14 protein-coding genes and 1 riboswitch are annotated in these 18,887 nt (G+C 38.0%); of the genes, 10 read left to right on the plus strand and 4 right to left on the minus strand.

Going from position 1 to position 18,887, the window contains the following annotated elements; genetic code table 11:
* The first annotated feature begins 1 nt into the window (after position 1).
* Together srtB and MHB58_RS04035 are read left to right on the plus strand one after the other, a co-directional pair.
* Complete coding sequence (srtB, locus tag MHB58_RS04030) at positions 2–685, plus strand: class B sortase (protein ID WP_340734750.1); 684 nt, start codon at positions 2–4, stop codon at positions 683–685.
* A gap of 13 nt (positions 686–698) precedes the next feature.
* Positions 699–1,523 carry an EfeM/EfeO family lipoprotein gene (locus MHB58_RS04035; protein ID WP_340734751.1) on the plus strand — a complete coding sequence of 275 codons (825 nt, stop codon included), beginning with the start codon at positions 699–701 and terminating at the stop codon, positions 1,521–1,523.
* 133 nt (positions 1,524–1,656) lie between these two features.
* On the opposite strand, the gene MHB58_RS04040 is transcribed toward MHB58_RS04035, so the two are convergent.
* Both MHB58_RS04040 and MHB58_RS04045 read right to left on the minus strand, forming a co-directional pair.
* Positions 1,657–2,085 carry a hypothetical protein gene (locus MHB58_RS04040; protein WP_339263894.1) on the minus strand — a complete coding sequence of 143 codons (429 nt, stop codon included), beginning with the start codon at positions 2,083–2,085 and terminating at the stop codon, positions 1,657–1,659.
* 186 nt (positions 2,086–2,271) lie between these two features.
* On the minus strand, positions 2,272–2,424 hold the full coding sequence (locus tag MHB58_RS04045) for a hypothetical protein (RefSeq protein ID WP_008403534.1): 153 nt from the start codon (positions 2,422–2,424) through the stop codon (positions 2,272–2,274).
* A gap of 319 nt (positions 2,425–2,743) precedes the next feature.
* On the opposite strand from MHB58_RS04045, the gene MHB58_RS04050 reads away from it, so the two are divergent.
* The gene (locus tag MHB58_RS04050; RefSeq protein WP_339263895.1) at positions 2,744–4,132 is read left to right on the plus strand and encodes an aldehyde dehydrogenase; all 1,389 of its coding nucleotides are present in this window, start codon (positions 2,744–2,746) and stop codon (positions 4,130–4,132) included.
* A 46-nt stretch (positions 4,133–4,178) separates the two neighbouring features.
* Here the strand turns inward: MHB58_RS04050 and MHB58_RS04055 are convergent, their stop codons facing one another.
* Positions 4,179–5,756 (minus strand): two-component system sensor histidine kinase NtrB, encoded by a 1,578-nt coding sequence (locus tag MHB58_RS04055; protein WP_065216502.1) that lies wholly within the window; start codon positions 5,754–5,756, stop codon positions 4,179–4,181.
* A gap of 347 nt (positions 5,757–6,103) precedes the next feature.
* Between MHB58_RS04055 and MHB58_RS04060 the strand changes: the two genes are divergently transcribed.
* The 3 genes from MHB58_RS04060 to MHB58_RS04070 all read left to right on the plus strand — a co-directional run bounded on the left by MHB58_RS04060 (position 6,104) and on the right by MHB58_RS04070 (position 9,848).
* Entirely contained in the window at positions 6,104–7,573 is a 1,470-nt protein-coding gene (locus MHB58_RS04060; RefSeq protein WP_340734752.1) for a UDP-N-acetylmuramoyl-L-alanyl-D-glutamate--2,6-diaminopimelate ligase, read from the plus strand.
* Positions 7,574–7,649: 76 nt separating this feature from the next.
* Positions 7,650–8,210 (plus strand): VanZ family protein, encoded by a 561-nt coding sequence (locus MHB58_RS04065; RefSeq protein ID WP_008403529.1) that lies wholly within the window; start codon positions 7,650–7,652, stop codon positions 8,208–8,210.
* A gap of 66 nt (positions 8,211–8,276) precedes the next feature.
* A complete protein-coding gene (locus MHB58_RS04070; protein WP_014824591.1) occupies positions 8,277–9,848 on the plus strand; it encodes a peptide chain release factor 3 in 1,572 nt (523 codons plus the stop codon).
* A 511-nt stretch (positions 9,849–10,359) separates the two neighbouring features.
* Here MHB58_RS04070 and MHB58_RS04075 read toward each other — a convergent pair.
* The gene (locus MHB58_RS04075) at positions 10,360–11,124 is read right to left on the minus strand and encodes an NRDE family protein (RefSeq protein WP_340734753.1); all 765 of its coding nucleotides are present in this window, start codon (positions 11,122–11,124) and stop codon (positions 10,360–10,362) included.
* A 202-nt stretch (positions 11,125–11,326) separates the two neighbouring features.
* On the opposite strand from MHB58_RS04075, the gene MHB58_RS04080 reads away from it, so the two are divergent.
* The 4 genes from MHB58_RS04080 (at position 11,327) to MHB58_RS04095 (ending at position 18,870) form a co-directional block, all read left to right on the plus strand.
* Positions 11,327–14,374 (plus strand): efflux RND transporter permease subunit, encoded by a 3,048-nt coding sequence (locus tag MHB58_RS04080; RefSeq protein ID WP_340734754.1) that lies wholly within the window; start codon positions 11,327–11,329, stop codon positions 14,372–14,374.
* A 386-nt stretch (positions 14,375–14,760) separates the two neighbouring features.
* Positions 14,761–15,525: a TerC family protein gene (locus MHB58_RS04085; protein WP_008403525.1), complete on the plus strand. Its 765-nt coding sequence runs from the start codon at positions 14,761–14,763 to the stop codon at positions 15,523–15,525.
* Positions 15,526–15,629: 104 nt separating this feature from the next.
* Entirely contained in the window at positions 15,630–16,979 is a 1,350-nt protein-coding gene (locus MHB58_RS04090) for a TrkH family potassium uptake protein (protein WP_008403524.1), read from the plus strand.
* A gap of 226 nt (positions 16,980–17,205) precedes the next feature.
* Positions 17,206–17,346, plus strand: a riboswitch (cyclic di-AMP (ydaO/yuaA leader).
* Positions 17,347–17,532: 186 nt separating this feature from the next.
* Positions 17,533–18,870 (plus strand): TrkH family potassium uptake protein, encoded by a 1,338-nt coding sequence (locus MHB58_RS04095; RefSeq protein ID WP_014824587.1) that lies wholly within the window; start codon positions 17,533–17,535, stop codon positions 18,868–18,870.
* Positions 18,871–18,887 lie beyond the last annotated feature (17 nt).

The raw sequence follows: 18,887 nt of genomic DNA on the forward strand, positions 1-18,887 counted from the left end.
AATGCGTAAAATTATTCAAATTGTAAGCGGCATTGTTATGATTATTTGCGCGGCGATTATTATCCGGTATTTTTTCAGCTATCAGGAAGTGGAAAACAAGCTGGAAGATGCGCGGCAAATTGTCGAACAAAGTGAGCTTGCCGCAATTCAACAGCAAAACGATCATATCATCGGCTGGCTCACATTGGAAAATACCCGTCTTAATAACCCTGTTTTGCAAAGGGATAATAATGAATTTTACTTAAAACATAATTATTTAGACGAGAAAAGTCGTGGCGGAAGTATATTTGCCGATTTTCGCAATGAGGTAATGGAAGATCGTCATACGATTTTTTACGGGCATGTTTTACGCAATGGTACGATGTTCGGAGATTTGCCTAAGTTTAGCGAGCAGGTATACGCAGAAGCCCATCCTGTATTTTATTATGAAACGAATGACAAGCGCTTTGCATTGCAAGTGTTTGCCGCATATGAAACGACAACCGACTTTTATTATATTGAAACACAATTTACAGACAACACGTATACGCAGTTTTTAGAGAAAATACAGCAACGTTCCAATATAAAATTGCCGGTTCATATAACGGCTGCTGATAAAATAGTTACATTGTCAACATGCACGACATCACAAAACGATAAGGAACGTTTCGTCGTTCATGCAAAAGTAGTCGAACTAGAAAAATAAGAGGTGAAGTAAGATGAAAAACAGTAAAAAAATAATGACGGCATTACTTGCTGTTTCCGTATTGGCAGCATGTGGGCAAAAAGAAGAAGAACAGAAAGAAGAGCCTGTGGAACAGCAGGAAGCAGTAATCGATGTGAGTGCAGAAGCAGAGCAGTTCAAATCACTTTTAGCAGGGGAAATGGACAGCTTTGTAACAGATACCGAACTTTTAGCGACTGCTATTAACGAAGGAAAGCTGGAAGACGCACAGAAACTGTATCCGCTAGTAACGATGTATTATGAACGACTACAGCCACTTGCCCCGAGTTTCCAGAAGCTTGACGGAAAAATAAACGGTGACATTGTTGAAGGTAAAGAAACGGACACGACAGGTTTTCAGCGTATAGCATATGGATTATTTGGTGAGAAGAAGACAGCAGGTTACGAAGGAATTGCTGAGGAACTTGTTGCCGATGTGAAGTCACTTCAAGCCGATTTTGCGACAATTGACGTTTCTGAAACTAATGTACTTGCTTCAGCAGTAACAATGTTTCAGGATATGGCAAATAACCGATTAACTTCGCCGAGCATTGCTGGAAATGAAGTATATGCAGTGAAAGCACAAACGGATGCAGCAGAAGATTTAATGGAAGTGTTTGTTCCACGTGTTTCTACTGAAAGCGCCGAAGCTGCATCAAATGCTATTACAAAATTAAACGAAATTGTGGCGTACTACGAAGTGGGAAAAGAAGATTACGTAAACTATAATCTCTTCACGACAAAACAAGAACAAGAGCTAATTACAGCGGTAACAAATGTGGAAGCGGCATTACAGCAAATGAATGAATCAATAAAATAGCTGATGCTGATGAATAAACGGAAAAATTTTGTTTGCATAAGCAAGTTTCAGATAAATCTTGAGACATAAATTAAAGCGGTTCAAATTCTACGACACGTAAAGTTTGAACCGCTTTTTATTTAGTAAATGGACTTTAATCTAAATGTTCATGCTTTATATATTGAGTGGCTGCTTGAGGAATGTCTTTATACGAAATTTCGTTGATAGCAGCCAACGCCTCGTCATCAAAAGTGACAGTGAGAATTTCAGTATTATTGTTCTTTACAGGCATAAACCACTTTAATGTAATATCATTTATTTCTTCCACATGCTGAATTTCTTTTAATAAGTTGTAGCTATCTTTCAAGAGTGTACTTTCTTTAAGAAATTCTGATGCCCGCAATGAGACGATGACATTTTGCTTGTCGTCAACCGGTACGATTTCGATATTCAGCATTATATTTTCGACAAACTGCTTCAGCACAATTTCTGTCATCATAAGCATAGTGTGAGTTTTCAATTGCTCCTGGGTCATTGATGCCTTGGCTTCAATGATTGTTTCTTCCTCTTCGGAATTCTGCATTTTTATAATATATTGTACTGAAACGACGCAAACAAAAATAAGTAAGGCGATTAACATAAATTTCAGTAATTTATTTAAAATAAGGATAACCTCCTATGAACCTAGCGTAATAATCACTATTATATAGTCATTATGCCACAAAAAAATACTAAAAAGGACTGCCAATTGTGACAGTCCTTTTAAAAATTAAGTATTTTGTTCTTCATTAGGAATTGTAGCAACAAATTCGTCAAAGTATAAAAATGATTCATCCTCAAGTTGTTTAACTTTCTGTTCGTTTAATCCAATAGATAATGGCCCCGAAAAAATTTCGCCCCACCAAGTTTCAGTAATAATCATTTTATATAGCCTCCTTGTACGATTGTTTTACATTACTTATTATGTTCGATTATTTATTTAATTATGAAATTCCCATATGCCTTTATTTATAAACCTTTCTTTAAAAATTAAGACAAATTTATCATCAAACCTCCTTTTATTTGCAGGAAAATTTATTAACTTTGTAGTAGTTATTACTATAGTTAATATGTGTGAACAGCTATAATTTATGCATACATTTATCTTCATTCAGAAAAAATGGCCATTTTCTTTAGTCGTGATGAATGAAGCTGAATCTCTGTATATGTCACGGATATTAATTTTGGGAAGGATGAAAAAAATGAATTTTACTGCAAATGATGTTGAACTAATGATTGAGAATCAGCGCGCTTTTTATTTTACTGGCGCAACAAAAGATGTGGAATTTCGTAAAGAACAGCTCTTAAAATTAAAGGACACAATAAAAAAATACGAAGAACAAGTAATAGAAGCTCTAGCATTGGATTTAAGAAAAAGTGAGTTTGAAGCATTCACAACTGAAATCGGTATTGTATATGATAGTATTTCTTACTTTTTAAAAAATATAAATAGCTGGATGGAACCGCAGCCTGTCAAAACACCGCTTCATTTCCAGCCTGCAAAAAGCTATGTTGTGCGTGAACCATATGGAGTGGCATTAATCATTGGGCCGTTCAATTATCCATTCCAATTAATTATGGAGCCATTGATCGGAGCGATTATCGGAGGAAATACGGCGATCGTAAAACCATCGGAATCCGCAGAACATACAGCATTTATTGTGAAAAAAATTCTCGGAGAAGTATTCCCTCCTGAATATATACGTGTTGTAGAGGGAGAAAAGGATGAAGTTACGGCTTTAATCCATGCATCTTTTGATTATATTTTCTTCACGGGAAGTGTCGCGGTAGGGAAGGTTGTTGCAAAAGCGGCAGCAGAACGTCTTACGCCGATTGCGTTGGAATTGGGTGGAAAAAGTCCGGCGATTGTCGACCAAACAGCAGATTTGGATGTAGCAGCGAAGCGAATCGTGTGGGGGAAATTCAACAATACAGGGCAAACATGTGTGGCGCCTGATTATGTTCTTGTCCATACAAGTGTTGCGAAAAAATTTACTCGTCTCCTAAAGAAAGCAATCAAAGAATTTTATGGTCATGATCCACAGCAAAGTCAGGACTACGGGCGTATTATTAATGAACGCCAATTCGACCGTCTACAGACGATTTTAGATAAGGAACGGGATACTGTCACATTTGGCGGGCGAACTGACCGTGAGGATTTATATATGGAACCGACAGTGCTGGAAAATATTACGTGGGATCGACCTTCGATGGAAGATGAGCTGTTTGGACCGATTTTACCGATTATGACGTATGAAAATTTACCAAAAGCAATTCATGAAATTCGTCAATTGCCAAAACCATTAAGTGCGTATTTGTTCTCGGAAAATGAAAAAGCCATCGCGTACTTTTTAGAGGAACTTCCGTTTGGCGGAGGCTGTATAAATGACGTCATTACACATGTCGGCAATACGCATTTACCGTTTGGCGGAGTGGGGCCTTCAGGTGTGAAGGCATATCACGGGAAAGCAAGTTTCGAAAACTTCACACATCCGAAATCAATTATGCATCGTTCTAATAAACTGGCAAATAGTTTGCTATACCCACCATATAAACAAAAAGTAAAGCTTGTTCGAACAATAATGAAATAAAATAAGAAGAAGGCTTTCCCGCAAAAATCAGGAAAGCCTTCTTCTATTATTCTGTCATTATCGGGAATGTTAATAAGATTTCAGTACCGACATGCTGCTTGCTTTTAATTTGGATGGATCCTTGATGATCTTGCACAATTTTATTGATAATCATCATGCCGAGCCCGGTCCCTTTTGTTTTCGTCGTATAGAAAGGTTCAAATATGCGCTCCAGTACATGTGGCGGAATACCGCATCCCGTATCAATCATCTGGATATAGATTTCCTTCCCATCCTTACTTTTGCATACTTGCAATGTAATTGAACCGTCTTCATTAATTGCTTCAATTGCATTTTTAAATAAATTGATGAAAACTTGCTTCAGTTGATTTTTGTTACCTAAAATTGTAATGTTCAAAAATTCATTAATAATATTCAAGGAAATCGCTTTTGACTGGAACTCATATTGAAGAAACTGGACGACTTCCGATAATGCTTCCGCCAAATTAATCGGGGCATACTGATTTGCTTGAGGTTTAGATAATACAAGAAACTCCGATAAAATTAATTCGATACGCTCTGTTTCATTTTGAATAAGCTTTGTATACTCATAGTAAGGTGAATTTGGGTCTTCATTCATCATTTGTACATAGCCGGAAATGACCGTCATCGGATTGCGGATTTCATGGGCTACACCCGCAGCAAGCTCTCCAACAAGCTTTAGTTTTTCCGATTGCAATATTAGATTTTCATTTTCTTTAATATAGGAAATGTCCCGTGAAATTACGGACGATCCGATAATTTCGCCATGCGGGCTCAAAATAGGCGATAACGAAAGTTGTGCATCAAAAAAAGTGCCGTCTTTTCTCATATCGATCGTTTCATGAAGATGATATTTCTTTCCAAGCTTTAAATCTTCTATTCTTTTTTTTGACTCTTCCACCCTTTCCGGGGGAATGAGCGGTAAAATACGCCCTAATGCTTCCTCTTTGGACCAACCATACAATTTTTCGAATGCAGGATTGACCGCAATGACACGGTCCTCCAAATCAAATACAGCAATTGCATCATTAGCCTGCTCGAAAAACAAATGTAAATATGCATGCTTGGAATTCAAATAATACTCCCGGTCAATTGCATTTTTTTCTAACTTTAACCAAATCTGTTTTATAAAAAGACTTTGACCAATACTCATGATGATAACGGTAATTAAAAAACTGAAAAGTAAAAGGTGATCTTCTGATTTAAAGCTATGGTAGGGAATCATTGATAATTTATCTAAAATAAAAATTTCAATAAACACAAGGCAAATATTGATTAAAGTAATAATATATGAACGGTAAATGGTTAAAATCGCTATAAGCCATATAAAAGTATAAAACGAAATTATATTTACATTTTGATAATTAAAAAGGAATACGATTAAATGCCATGTACAAATCAAAATAATTTGAAGCATTTTTGGAGGCGTTTTTAAATAATACAAAGCAATGAGTATAAAGAAACTTCCAATATTAATGACTAAAAATGAATAAGGATGCTTGAACAGCTGTGTAACAATGACAGTAGTAAAAATAAGCGTTGAGAAAAAATAAGTAATAATCATAAGCAGGTTTCGCTTATTTAAAATTTCATGTTGCTGCATAAAACACCTCGGATAAGTAATATTAACTATAATGATACAGTAATTCATGATGTCGATAAATGGCGAATTTTGATATGATAGATATATCGTATAAATAAAAAAAATAAGTAAACAAAAGTGGAGTCTTTATCTTAATATAATTTTAGTTCAATATTGATTTAATATTGAGAAAAATGAACTTATGTATTATATGTCCAAAGTCCTTATTTTGCAAACAAGTTTATTTTATACGGAAACATTACAGTTAATGAAAAGCGTGGAAATTTTAATCTATGCACAGTATGATGATTAGTACATAGAAGGAAATTATCATTCGCAATTATATTGCAAGTGTGGGGGAAAGAATTATGTATGCAGAAGAACTTTTAAGTACACTGATGCAAAAAAAAGTTGTAGGTCAACTACCGAAATTGATTACCGATATTGCGATTGACTCGCGCAGTGTACAGCCAAACAGTTTATTTATTTGTATAAAAGGTTTTACGGTGGATGGGCATGATTATGCTCAAAAGGCAGTTGATGCAGGTGCAACTGTAATCGTTACAGAACGTCTTTTACAGTTAGATGGGGAAATTGCACAAGTAATCGTAAAAAATACAACACGTACACTTGGCATTTTAGCGGCAAAGTTTTTTGATTATCCATCAAAGGATATTATGATGATCGGGGTAACAGGTACAAACGGCAAAACAAGTGTATCTGGAATTATCCACAATATATTAATCGGGCTTGGCGAAAAATCGGCATTGTCCGGAACAATCGGTTTTAATTTAAATGGTGTGTTATATGAGTCGGCAAATACAACTAGTGATTCATTGAATACACAACAGATGATTTTCCGTGCGAAAAGCGAAGGCTGCCGTGCAATGGTGATGGAAGTGTCATCACACGGGTTAGCGTTAGGCCGTTTAGCAGGTGTAGACTATGATGTGGCGGTATTTACGAATTTAACACATGATCATTTAGATTTCCATGGTACGATGGAAAACTATGGTAATACAAAAGGTCTACTGTTTTCTCAACTTGGACAAGACTTGGAAAAGAACAAGCATGTCGTTTTAAATGCGGATGATCCTTGGTCTGAGCGCTATGCGGGAATGACACCATATCCAATTTGGACTTACGGATTGCATAATAATGCAATTTTCCGAGCAGTAAACTGCAATTATGGTAATGGAATGACGCAATTTGATATGGAAACGCCGGAGGGTACATTCCCCGTGTCAATGCATTTACTTGGTGAATTTAATATTTACAACGTCCTTGCAGCAACAGCCGTATTCTATGCACGCGGTTTCCCGATTGAAGTCATTATTGAACAAATTGAAATGCTGCCACCGGTGAAAGGTCGTATGGAGAAAGTAGATTCGGATTTACCGATTCAAATATTCATCGACTATGCACATACACCGGATGCTATCGAAAAAGCGATCAATGCGGCAATGCCCTATAAAAAACCGGAAAATAAACTGATTTTCCTTGTTGGAACAGGTGGCGGTCGCGATAAAACGAAACGCCCGACGATGGCAGAGAAAGCATCTGTTGCCGATTATGTTATCTTGACGACAGATGATCCTCGCTATGAAGAGTTCGACAGTATTACGGGTGATTTGGCAAAAGGCATGAAACATAAAAATTATGCCTGTATCGGTGACCGTGCAGAAGCGGTTAGACATGCGGTAAGCGTTGCAAATCCTGGCGATATTATTATTTTCGCAGGTAAAGGTCATGAAGATTACCAAATTATCGAAAATACGAAATACCCGCATAGTGATGCGAAAATTGCGATTGAAGCTGGAAAGTTAAAATTTGTATAGATTATGCTATAATTTTTTCAAATCCACCGTGTTAACGTAATAGCGTTAACGGTGGATTTTTTTGGAGGTGACAAAAATGATCCATTCATTTTTACTTAGTATGATTGCTTATTGCACTGTGAGCTTCCCGATTTATTGCATATTGCGAATGTTTTATATGAAAAATAAAACAAAAAGTGCAAGGCGCGAGTTGGTGATGCTCCTATTCTTCTTTTACAGTATCAGTATTTTTTCACAAACGATTATCCCAAGCTTCCAAATCTCAAATGGACAGATCATTTTTGATACTTCCAGCGCATATGTACGCAGTAATTTTACCCCATTACAAACAATTATGCTGTATTATGATCAATTGAATGGACCATTGGCAAATATCGCATTTTATAATTTGGCAGGCAATATTGTCCTGTTTATTCCTTTTGGCTTCTTTATTCCGCTGTTATGGAAAAAATTTAGAGGATGGCGCATCATGCATATCGTTGCATTCGCAATTCCCTTATTTATTGAAAGTACCCAATATTTTATTGGTCGTAGTATAGATGTCGATGATGTATTATTAAATGCAATTGCCATCGTGATAGGATTTGTGCTCTTCAAAATATTCCGGAGATTACGTAAAATGAGCGCGCCAAAGTAAAAAAGGTTGTAACAACTGACTGTTGTCTTTTAAAATAAGAAAGTATGAAAAAAGGAGACGAAATTAATGACTTTAGAACAAGATATATTAGCGCGTCGTACATTCGCCATCATCAGTCACCCGGATGCCGGTAAAACGACGATTACAGAAAAGCTACTATTATTCGGTGGTGCGATTCGTGACGCAGGAACAGTAAAAGGTAAAAAATCAGGGAAGTTTGCAACATCTGACTGGATGGAAATCGAGAAACAACGTGGGATTTCGGTTACATCTTCTGTAATGCAGTTCGATTATTCAGATTGCCGTGTAAACATTCTGGATACACCTGGACACCAAGACTTCTCGGAAGATACGTACCGTACGTTAATGGCTGTAGACTCGGCTGTCATGGTAGTCGATGCAGCTAAAGGGATCGAGGCACAAACATTAAAGCTATTCAAAGTTTGTAAAATGCGCGGTATTCCTATTTTTACGTTTATCAACAAATTGGACCGTCAAGGGAAAGAGCCATTAGAGCTTATCGAAGAATTAGAAGAAGTGCTTGGCATTAACGCGTACCCAATGAACTGGCCAATTGGTATGGGGAAAGAATTCCTTGGAATTTACGACCGTTACAACAAACGTATCGAACAGTTCCGTGTAGAAGAAGGTGACCGCTACTTACCACTTGATGAAGAAGGGCATTTAGCCATTGACAACGATATGAAAAAGACATCGTACTATTCACAAGCTATCGATGATATCGAACTTTTAAATGAAGCTGGTAATGCGTATTCAGAGGATAAAATTGCGCGTGGTGAATTGACACCTGTATTTTTCGGTTCTGCATTAACGAACTTCGGTGTTCAGACATTCCTTGATACGTATTTAAAATTTGCACCGATTCCTCAGCCTCGTATTACAGAAGATGAGCAATTTATCGATCCTGTAGAGCATGGCGAGTTTTCTGGCTTCATTTTTAAAATTCAAGCGAATATGAATCCGGCTCACCGTGACCGTATCGCATTCGTGCGTATCGTATCGGGTAAATTTGAGCGCGGTATGAATATGACACTTTCACGTACAGGTAAATCTTTCAAAGTAACACAGTCAACACAGTTCCTTGCAGATGATCGTGAAACAGTAAATGAAGCGGTTGCAGGTGACATTATCGGTCTTTATGATACAGGGACGTATCAAATTGGGGATACAGTAGTCGGCGGTAAGAAAACATTTAACTTTGAAAAACTACCTCAATTCACACCTGAAATTTTCATGAAAGTTTCGGCGAAAAACGTAATGAAAGGGAAGCAATTCCAAAAAGGTGTGCTTCAATTAGTACAAGAAGGTGCAATTCAGTATTTCAAAACAATGCATACTGAAGAAGTAATCCTTGGTGCGGTTGGTCAATTACAGTTTGAAGTATTCCAGCACCGAATGATTAACGAATACAACGTGGAAGTAATTATGCAGCCGATTGGCAGTAAGATTGCACGTTGGATTGAAAATGAAGAAGATGTGAAAGATTCAATGCACTCTCAACGTTCAATGCTTGTAAAAGACCGTTTCGATAATAAAGTATTCTTATTCGAAAATGAATTTGCAATGCGTTGGTTCTCAGAGAAGAACGAAAACATTCAGTTATACAGCTTGTTATAATTTGATATTAAAAGCCCCGGTAATTTTCTACGAAGAAAAATTGCCGGGTTTTTTGTGTTTGGAGCTATGCTTTAGGATATGGGGATGGATGAGCTGAGTTGGGCTGGGCGTGGTGTTTATTAGAAGTTTAGAGCTGAAATGTAGAACGGTGGACGGGGGAAGTAGAATATTTCCGGAAGAAAGTAGAACAAATCACCCGGAATGTGGAACAAAAGCGCGAGAAAGTAGAACCCGGAAATTAATTAGAACTTTTGTGCTAAAATGTAGAAATTAGAACGAGAAAAGTAGAATATTTCTGGGAGAAAGTAGAACAAATCACCCGGAATGTAGAACAAAAGCGGGAGAAAAGTAGAACCCGGGAAATTAATTAGAACTTTCCAGCTGAAAAGTAGAAATTAGAACGGGAAAAGTAGAACATTTCCGGGAGTAAGTAGAAAGAATCACCCGGAATGTTGAAAGAAAGCGCAAGAAAGTAGAACTTATCGCCATCCCCAAACTCCTCTCCATATGCTCATTCCTCCGAATCAATATGGTAAGACCGGTCAAATTTATAATCACCGTTCTCATATGTCCGTTCAAGAAAATCGATCTCGCCATTATTGTGATAAACAATGGCTGTCGAGCAGCGAGTACCATAATTAGGAATTTTAACAAATTGAGCGGATAAGGACCTTTCTAGATGGATACCTACACCAGTATTTGGCAATACTTCATCTTGTGCGATTTCATCATTTGCCAATAACGGTATTAAACTGTTTACTTCAATTGTGTCTTTATCGGTTGCATTTTCCAATATGTGCTTTGCGGTTTCTACTTTTGGCCATGGTGTATTGAAAGTAGCGTTACTTACACCGTGAACACCGCTTTCTACAATGCGGTGTTCATCGTAAATATTATTGTAATGATGCATGTCTTCGCCGTCGTAAAGCAGGATATTAAAGCCGCCGTACAAATCTCTTTTTGATCGAAGAGACTGAATAAATGAGTCTGTCGATTCCGTTGAAGTTAAAAACAGCCGTACAATTTCGCCGCGTGACAATTGGCCGGTTTCAGGAAGGCGCGGGTCACGGTAATTTGTAATTGCAGCAAAACGACCACTTTTCGACAGCCCCATCCAGCTTCCTTGCTGACGTAAATCCCGTCCGGCTAATATGTCAGATTCATCTTCCCAAAAATGGGCGGCGGCTGTCGGACGGTCATAAAATTCGTCACGATTTGCAACAATGATGAGCGGATATGCTGGATGAACTTTATAAGAAAATGCAATTAAACACATAGATAGGCCCCGTTTCTTGAATAGCAGGCAAGAAAAATTCACTGGAATTCACTAGATCGAGTGCTTAACTCCTGCCTACCTTGTATGATTTTTTGTAACATTTTGCTGTAGTAACATAGTTTCTGTCAAATATTAAAGGGAAATAGATAGCTCTACACGAATTTTAATTAATATGAAGATAAATTGAAAGGACTTTCCACCGATGAATATAAGTAAGTTTTCTATAAAACGCCCGGTTTTTACAATTGTTTCAATGATTTTTGTATTAATACTCGGCGCAGTTTCATTATTTAAAATTCCCGTTACGTTAATACCTGATTTAAATCCGCCGATTGGAGTTGTTGTGACAAGCTATCCGGGTGCAAGTCCGATTGAAGTAAACGAAAAAGTGACAAAGCCGCTTGAAGCTTCGCTGGCAACATTGCCGGGGATTAAACGAGTGCAGTCGACATCGCTAGAAAGCTCGAACCTGATTATTTTGGAATTTGATTGGTCAACAAGTATGGATGATGTGCAAACCGACATATTACAGCGAATTGATCTTGTTCCACTTCCTGAAGATGCGGGGAAACCAAGCTTTTTGAAATTTGATCCTTCGCAATTTCCGGTCATTCAAATGGCGCTCGCAGCAGAAAATGAAGAAGTCGATATCCGTCAAATCGCTGAATCACTTGAACAGGAATTGCAGCGGACTGAAGGGGTGGCAAGTGTAACCGTTTCAGGTGAAATTGTAGAAGAAGTACAGATTGAGCTTGATGCCCGGAAGCTTGAGCAGAATAATTTGACGCAAAATGATGTGATGCAAATTATCCAGGCTAGCAATATTTCGATGCCGGGAGCTGAGCTAAGTACAAATGAGAATCAGCTGTTAACGACTCGAGTAGTCAGTTTATTTACAAGTCCGGAAGAAATAGCGAATGTTGCACTTTCGGTCAACCCATTAACAGGTGAAGCAATAAAAGTTAAGGATATAGCGACTGTAGAACGCAAAGAACAGGAAACGAATACAATTACTCGAGCAAATGACCAACAGGCTGTCCTCATTTCGGTTTTGCAGGAGTCCGGGGCAAATACTGCAAATGTTTCCGAAACTTTTCAGAAGGAACTTGGTCAATTATTGGATGAGCCCCAGTATGATGGGGTTGAAGCAACAATTTTATTTGACCAGGGGGATTATGTTCGCTTAGCAATCGGCAATATTAGCTCCTCGCTTATTTTTGGCGGGCTATTTGCGATGCTTGTGCTTTTCGTCTTTTTATCCGGAATAAAAAGTCCGCTTATTATTGGCATTGCTATTCCGTATTCGGTTATCGTAACCTTTGTACTTATGTTTTTTGCGGACTTTTCTTTGAACATTATGACACTTGGTGCCCTTGCCCTTGGAATCGGGATGCTAGTGGATAATGCCATTGTTGTTATAGAAAATATTGAGCGACATTTAGAGCTTGGTGAGAATCCGAAAGAAGCGGCAGCCAATGGAACGAAGGAAGTAGCTTTAGCCATTACCGCTTCTACTGTCACGACGATTGCAGTTTTCGTGCCGGTCATTTTTATAAGTGGGTTAATTGGTCAAATTTTTGTGGAATTCGCGTTAACGATTTCATTTAGCTTAATTGCCTCACTATTTGTGGCACTGACGGTTGTACCGATGCTGGCAAGCCGCTTCTTACGTACAAAGCCTTCGAATGTAGTAAAGAAGCGTCAAGATTCATGGCTGTACCGAAATTATACGAAAATACTTAAATGGGGCTTATCGAGACGAGCCCTTATTTTATCAATTACCATCGTCTTAGTCGGTATATCCGGCTTTATGGTATATAAAACAGGTACAGAGTTTTTGCCGCCGACTGATGAAGGATTCGTATCTTTGTCCGTTGAGCTTCCAAACAGTGCAGCAGTTGAAAAAACAGAACAAATTGTTTCAGAAATCGAGAAGATGGCAAAGCAATATGAAGAAGTTGATGTAGTGGTCAGTTTAATTGGAGGGAATCAGCAATCTTTATCGCGGGGTACTAGTGAACAAAATGAAGGGGAGATTTCAGTTAAGCTCGTTGAATTATCGGAACGAGATCGCTCCATATTCGAGTTTGTTGAGCTTTTTGAAAAACAAGTGCAACAGCAAATCGGAGAGCGTGCAGAAGTGAATTTCTCGCTTTCATCTTCTTCAGGTTCAACACCGAACTCATTAACATTTCGCGTGACAGACAGCAATGAGTCTCAGTTGAAAGAAACGGTCGCTTCCATCCAGCAACGTATTGCAAAGATTGATTCGGTTACCGAGGTAACGACTGATTTGGATGAAGTTCAAGAGGAAATACAAATTGAAGTAAATCGTGATAATGCACTTCAATATGGGTTAATGCCCGCACAAATTGCTCAAACCGTCAATATGATGACACGAGGCGCATTTACAACACAGATCATTGCCGAAGATGGTGAAGTGCTAGGTGTATATACTGGATTCGGAAAAGCATACCGTGAAGATGTAGAAGCACTTAAAACGATGAAGCTTCGAACAAATGCGGGGGTGTTTGTCGAACTGCAGCAGCTGGCATCGGTTGAAATAAAAGAAACCCAAACGGCTATTCGAAGATCGGATCAGGCATCGGCCGTAGCCGTGTTTGTAAAATACAATACATCGGAGTCCCTTAGCGGCATTTCTAAGAAAGTGGATAATGCGATTGAAGAAGAGGGTATTCCTGCAACATCGAAAGTTGTTTTTGGTGGCGACCGTGAGCTTTTCGACAGTGCAAAACAAGATATGATACTGGCCATTCTGCTGGCTGTTATTCTTATTTATCTAGTAATGGGCGCTCAATTTGAATCCTTTAAGCTACCGTTTGTGATGATGTTCAGTGTTCCGCTTACGGTTATCGGTGTAGCTGTTTCTCTGTTTGTAACTAATACATTGCTCGGTGTTACAGCCATTATCGGCATCCTTATATTAGTGGGGATTGTTGTAAATAACGGCATTGTTCTTATTGATTATATTAATCAGAAACGACAGCTAGGATTAAATATAACCGAGGCCATTATTACGGGTGCCCAGGATCGAATGAGACCAATTTTGATGACGGCTTTAACGACTATTTTAGGTTTGGTACCATTGGCATTGGGAATTGGTGAAGGTACAGAAATGAATCAGCCAATGGCCATTGTCGTTATTGGAGGGCTGGTTAGTTCAACAGTTTTAACATTATTTATCGTACCGATCATTTACAGCCTGATTGAAAAGGAAGCAAAAGAATAGATTGAAAAAACTATTTACCGCACGACAATGTAAAATTTTGATGAATTATAAAAGAATGTTTGATTTTTCGGGACGTTATCGGTAAAATAGCAATATAATTGAATTGAATATCCAATTGACATTTGTCAAAGGGGAGTAGCTATAAGAGATTTAAGTAGCAGCCTGTCATTTTAGATAAGCGCTATTTTTAAATGTACTTACTTCACATTCGTCATTACATGGTTAGGAGCCATCGGGTGTGATAGCATTATGTGCTTAGCAAGACCTTTGCCTATTTACATAGGCAGAGGTCTTTTCTTTTTTGGCCAAAAAGGGTATTTTTTCAAATTCACATTATTAACGCCTAATTTATTGGGTACAAGTAAATAATAAGGAGGAGAAATTTCATGGAAGCAATTTTATTAGAATATGCATGGGTCTTACTTGTATTAGTTTTCCTTGAAGGGCTGTTAGCTGCAGATAATGCAGTTGTAATGGCAGTAATGGTTAAACACTTACCGAAAGAACAACAGAAAAAGGCATTATTTTACGGATTATTCGGTGCGTTCGTATTCCGATTCATCGCGCTGTTCCTAATTACATTCTTAGCGAAATACTGGGAAATTCAGGCGCTTGGTGCGGCTTATCTATTATTCATATCCATAAAACATCTATACGATAATCACTTTAAAAAGCAGGATGAAGATTTGGAATTGAAAGAGAGCAAAGGTTCTGGTTTCTGGATGACGGTATTAAAAGTAGAGCTTGCGGATATTGCGTTTGCAATCGACTCAATGCTTGCAGCCGTAGCTATTGCTATGACATTACCGCACATTAGTGATTACCATATCGGCGGAATTAATGCCGGTCCATTTGCTGTTATGTTCCTTGGTGGCTTTATAGGGCTTGTCATTATGCGTTTTGCGGCCCAAATGTTTGTTAAGCTGTTAAACGACTATCCAACATTGGAAACTGCAGCCTTTTTAATTGTAGGCTGGGTAGGTGTCAAATTGGCGGTATTGGCGTTAGGACATGAGAACTTGGCCATTATCGACCCGCATTTCCCGCATTCGACAACATGGAAAACCATCTTCTGGGTAGTACTGCTTGGACTTGCAGTAGGCGGCTATTTAGTAAGTGTATACAAAAACAAAAAAGCAAAAGCAGAATAATATATGTTTTAGGAGATACTTCAACTATTAGAAGTATCTTCTTTTCATTTTCCATGATATTCATTATACTAGTAAAAATGTAATCAATTATCGGAGGCCAATCTATGCCTTTTAAAAAATTCGAAAAGCGTAAAATTACGCCTTTCCAAATTTTAATCACTTATTATTCTGTAGCCATTTTAATTTCGTTTTTATTGCTGCGACTTCCGGGAGTCCATTTGGAAGGTGTACACGTATCATTTTTAGACAGTCTATTTACGGCGGTCAGTGCGGTTAGTGTAACGGGTTTAACGACCGTTACTGTTGCAGAAACATACAGTAGCTTTGGACTTGCCATGATTTTGCTTATTCTGCAATTCGGTGCGATTGGGATTATGTCCATCGGTACGTTTTTATGGCTGCTGTTTGGAAAGAAAATCGGCATGCGTGAACGTCAGCTTATTATGATTGACCATAATCAATATAATTTATCGGGTGTTGTTGCTTTGATTCGTCAAATAGCCAAGCTGCTGTTTATCATTGAATTTACAGGTGCCCTTATATTAACGGTACATTTTAAGCGTTATTTTGCGACATGGGAAGAATCGGCGATTAATGGATTGTTTGCGTCTATTTCTGCGACAACAAATGGAGGCTTTGATATTACGGGAATGAGTTTGCAGCCGTTTCATCACGACTATTTCATACAATTTGTTTGTATGATTTTAATCTTCCTCGGAGCGATCGGTTTTCCCGTATTAATTGAAGTGAAGGCCTACTTAACGAAAAAGGATCCGGCATTTCGCTTTAGCTTATTTACAAAGGTTACGACGTTTACGTATGTTGCCTTATTTGTTTTTGGTTCGGTCGTAATTTTTATTATCGAATCTTTTCAGTCCTTTAAAGGGATGCGATGGCATGAGGCTGCTTTTTCGGCTATGTTCCAATCGATTTCCACGAGGTCGGCTGGTTTAACAACCTATGATGTCACTTCATTCAACGAGGCGACACAGCTCTTTATGAGTGCACTAATGTTTATTGGGGCATCACCAAGCTCTGTCGGTGGGGGAATTCGTACCACGACATTTGCGATCGTTATTTTGTTTTTAATTGCATTCTCCCGCGGGCAGTCGGAAATTCAAATTTTTAACCGGGAGATTCATTTAATCGATGTATACCGTTCGTTTGCGGTGCTTATTTTTGCGATTATTATGGTGCTCGGCGCTGCGATGGTGCTGTTTATCACAGAATCTAGCGCCTCTATGATGGAAGTCATATTTGAAATTACATCAGCTTTCGGAACGTGCGGGATGTCGCTCGGCATAACGGGGGACTTGACGGCATTCGGAAAAATGGTCATTATGGTGCTCATGTTTGTAGGGCGAGTAGGGCTCATTTCTTTCCTGTATTCAATCGGAGGATCTGCCAAGAAGAAGAAGTACCATTACCCGAAGGAACGGATCATTATTGGGTAGTTTTTCAAAAGTGTCTTAAAACAAGGCTTTATAAGGGTTTTCGAGGGGGTGAAGTTATTTCACCCCCTTTTAGATCCTCTAAGCTCTAATTTTGACGAAGTTTATAAATTTATTGAATGATTTATGTTCTTGAGTCGTTTTGACATTACAAACAAACTTATAAATAAATTTTTTTAACCAGTTTACAAGTGTTATGCACAGGAGTAAAATAAGCTCGTAATTAAGAAAACTAACAAAGCCAAATCTCAATCATTGAGAACGGAGGACCCGATCTTTTGGGGTTAATTCTGCATTGCAGAAGGGATGATATATACTCTTTCGCCATCCTAACCCGTCAGCTAACTTCGTCGGCTAATGCGGAGGAGGTCATATAATAGACCGCCTTATTCAAGTATTCCTTTTGTCGTTTACCGCAAAGTTAATGCTTGTTAAAATCGGTCTTTTTGCGTTCATAAAACTTTATTAATTATTTTAGAATAAGAGCTTAGTAGATGCCTTAACTTGGTATAAATTCATGGGTAAATAACTTTTAACTTATTGTTAGGAGGGAGCAATGAAAATTTTCAAAGAGAGCCTTAATCCATCAAAAATACTTGTTATGGGATTTGCCATTTTAATCCTAGTAGGTGCATTTTTGTTAACTTTCCCGGTAGCTACAGCAGATGGTAAAGGACTTCCATTCCTAGATGCGTTATTTACAGCTACTTCTGCTACCTGTGTTACAGGTCTAGTGGTTGTAGATACCGAGGAGGCATTTTCACTGTTTGGTGAATTAGTGATCTTGTCGCTTATTCAAATTGGCGGTTTAGGATTTATGACGTTTGCAACCTTTTTATTTACTCTATTAGGAAAAAAAATCTCTTTAAAAGAAAGAATTTTATTAAAAGAAGCTTTTAATGCTGCCTCGACTCTTGATATCGTCAAAATAGTTAAAAGAATACTAATTTTTACTGTGATAGTAGAGGGTATTGGAGCTATCATATTATCGATCAGATTTTCATTTGATATGACGATTGGCAAAGCAATTTATTTTGGTTTTTTTCATTCAATTTCAATTTTTAATAATGCAGGCTTTGATTTAATGGGGGGATTTAAAAGTCTTACTGAATACGTTGACGATCCATTTGTAGTATTAACTGTTTGCTCTCTGATCGTTATAGGTGGCTTAGGTTTCATTGTCATACATGAATTATATGAATACCCTGTTACACATAAAATTTCATTACATTCAAAAGTTGTATTGTTTACAACACTAATGCTTATCGTTGGAGCATCCATCTTAATTTTCCTGTTTGAATATAGTAATGATAAAACATTGGGACCGTTGTCTTCCACAGGAAAAGCTCTAGGTGCCTTGTTCCATAGTATAACGCCAAGAACGGCGGGAGCAAATACATTACCAATGGCAGATTTGACTCATGCCACGCTATTTTTAACCATTTTCCTAATGTTTATCGGGGGAGGTTCAGGCTCGACTGCTGGAGGTATTAAAGTATCTACTTTTGCAGTTTTAATGGCAACAGCTTTTTCCCAGCTTAAAGGGAGAGAAGATGTGGTTTTATTTAAACGTCGTATTGTTATGCAAAGTATTCTAAAGGCACTTACTGTTGCGATGAGCGGCATCATGATCGTTGTAATCGTCACCTTTTTGCTAAGCATCACAGAACCAGGTCATGACTTTATTCTATATTTATTTGAAGCAACTTCAGCATTTGGTACCGTGGGACTTTCTATGGGATTAACACCAGAGCTATCTCCATTTGGACGCGTTCTAATTATCTTAACAATGTTCGTAGGGAGATTAGGTCCGTTAACACTTGGATTTGCTATTTCCAAACGACGTAAAAAAGAAGCATATCACTATATAAAAGGGAACATAATGATTGGTTAATTAACAAAGGAAAGGGA

The organism is Solibacillus sp. FSL K6-1554, assembly GCF_038005185.1.
In the GTDB taxonomy this organism is placed as follows: Bacteria; Bacillota; Bacilli; order Bacillales_A; family Planococcaceae; genus Solibacillus; species Solibacillus silvestris.

Coding starts and splice junctions, on each gene's coding strand:
- srtB (WP_340734750.1), top strand. CDS start 2: ATGCGTAAAATTATTCAAATTGTAAGCGGCATTGTTATGATTATTTGC.
- MHB58_RS04035 (WP_340734751.1), top strand. CDS start 699: ATGAAAAACAGTAAAAAAATAATGACGGCATTACTTGCTGTTTCCGTA.
- MHB58_RS04040 (WP_339263894.1), bottom strand. CDS start 2,085: ATGCAGAATTCCGAAGAGGAAGAAACAATCATTGAAGCCAAGGCATCA.
- MHB58_RS04045 (WP_008403534.1), bottom strand. CDS start 2,424: ATGATTATTACTGAAACTTGGTGGGGCGAAATTTTTTCGGGGCCATTA.
- MHB58_RS04050 (WP_339263895.1), top strand. CDS start 2,744: ATGAATTTTACTGCAAATGATGTTGAACTAATGATTGAGAATCAGCGC.
- MHB58_RS04055 (WP_065216502.1), bottom strand. CDS start 5,756: ATGCAGCAACATGAAATTTTAAATAAGCGAAACCTGCTTATGATTATT.
- MHB58_RS04060 (WP_340734752.1), top strand. CDS start 6,104: ATGTATGCAGAAGAACTTTTAAGTACACTGATGCAAAAAAAAGTTGTA.
- MHB58_RS04065 (WP_008403529.1), top strand. CDS start 7,650: ATGATCCATTCATTTTTACTTAGTATGATTGCTTATTGCACTGTGAGC.
- MHB58_RS04070 (WP_014824591.1), top strand. CDS start 8,277: ATGACTTTAGAACAAGATATATTAGCGCGTCGTACATTCGCCATCATC.
- MHB58_RS04075 (WP_340734753.1), bottom strand. CDS start 11,124: ATGTGTTTAATTGCATTTTCTTATAAAGTTCATCCAGCATATCCGCTC.
- MHB58_RS04080 (WP_340734754.1), top strand. CDS start 11,327: ATGAATATAAGTAAGTTTTCTATAAAACGCCCGGTTTTTACAATTGTT.
- MHB58_RS04085 (WP_008403525.1), top strand. CDS start 14,761: ATGGAAGCAATTTTATTAGAATATGCATGGGTCTTACTTGTATTAGTT.
- MHB58_RS04090 (WP_008403524.1), top strand. CDS start 15,630: ATGCCTTTTAAAAAATTCGAAAAGCGTAAAATTACGCCTTTCCAAATT.
- MHB58_RS04095 (WP_014824587.1), top strand. CDS start 17,533: ATGAAAATTTTCAAAGAGAGCCTTAATCCATCAAAAATACTTGTTATG.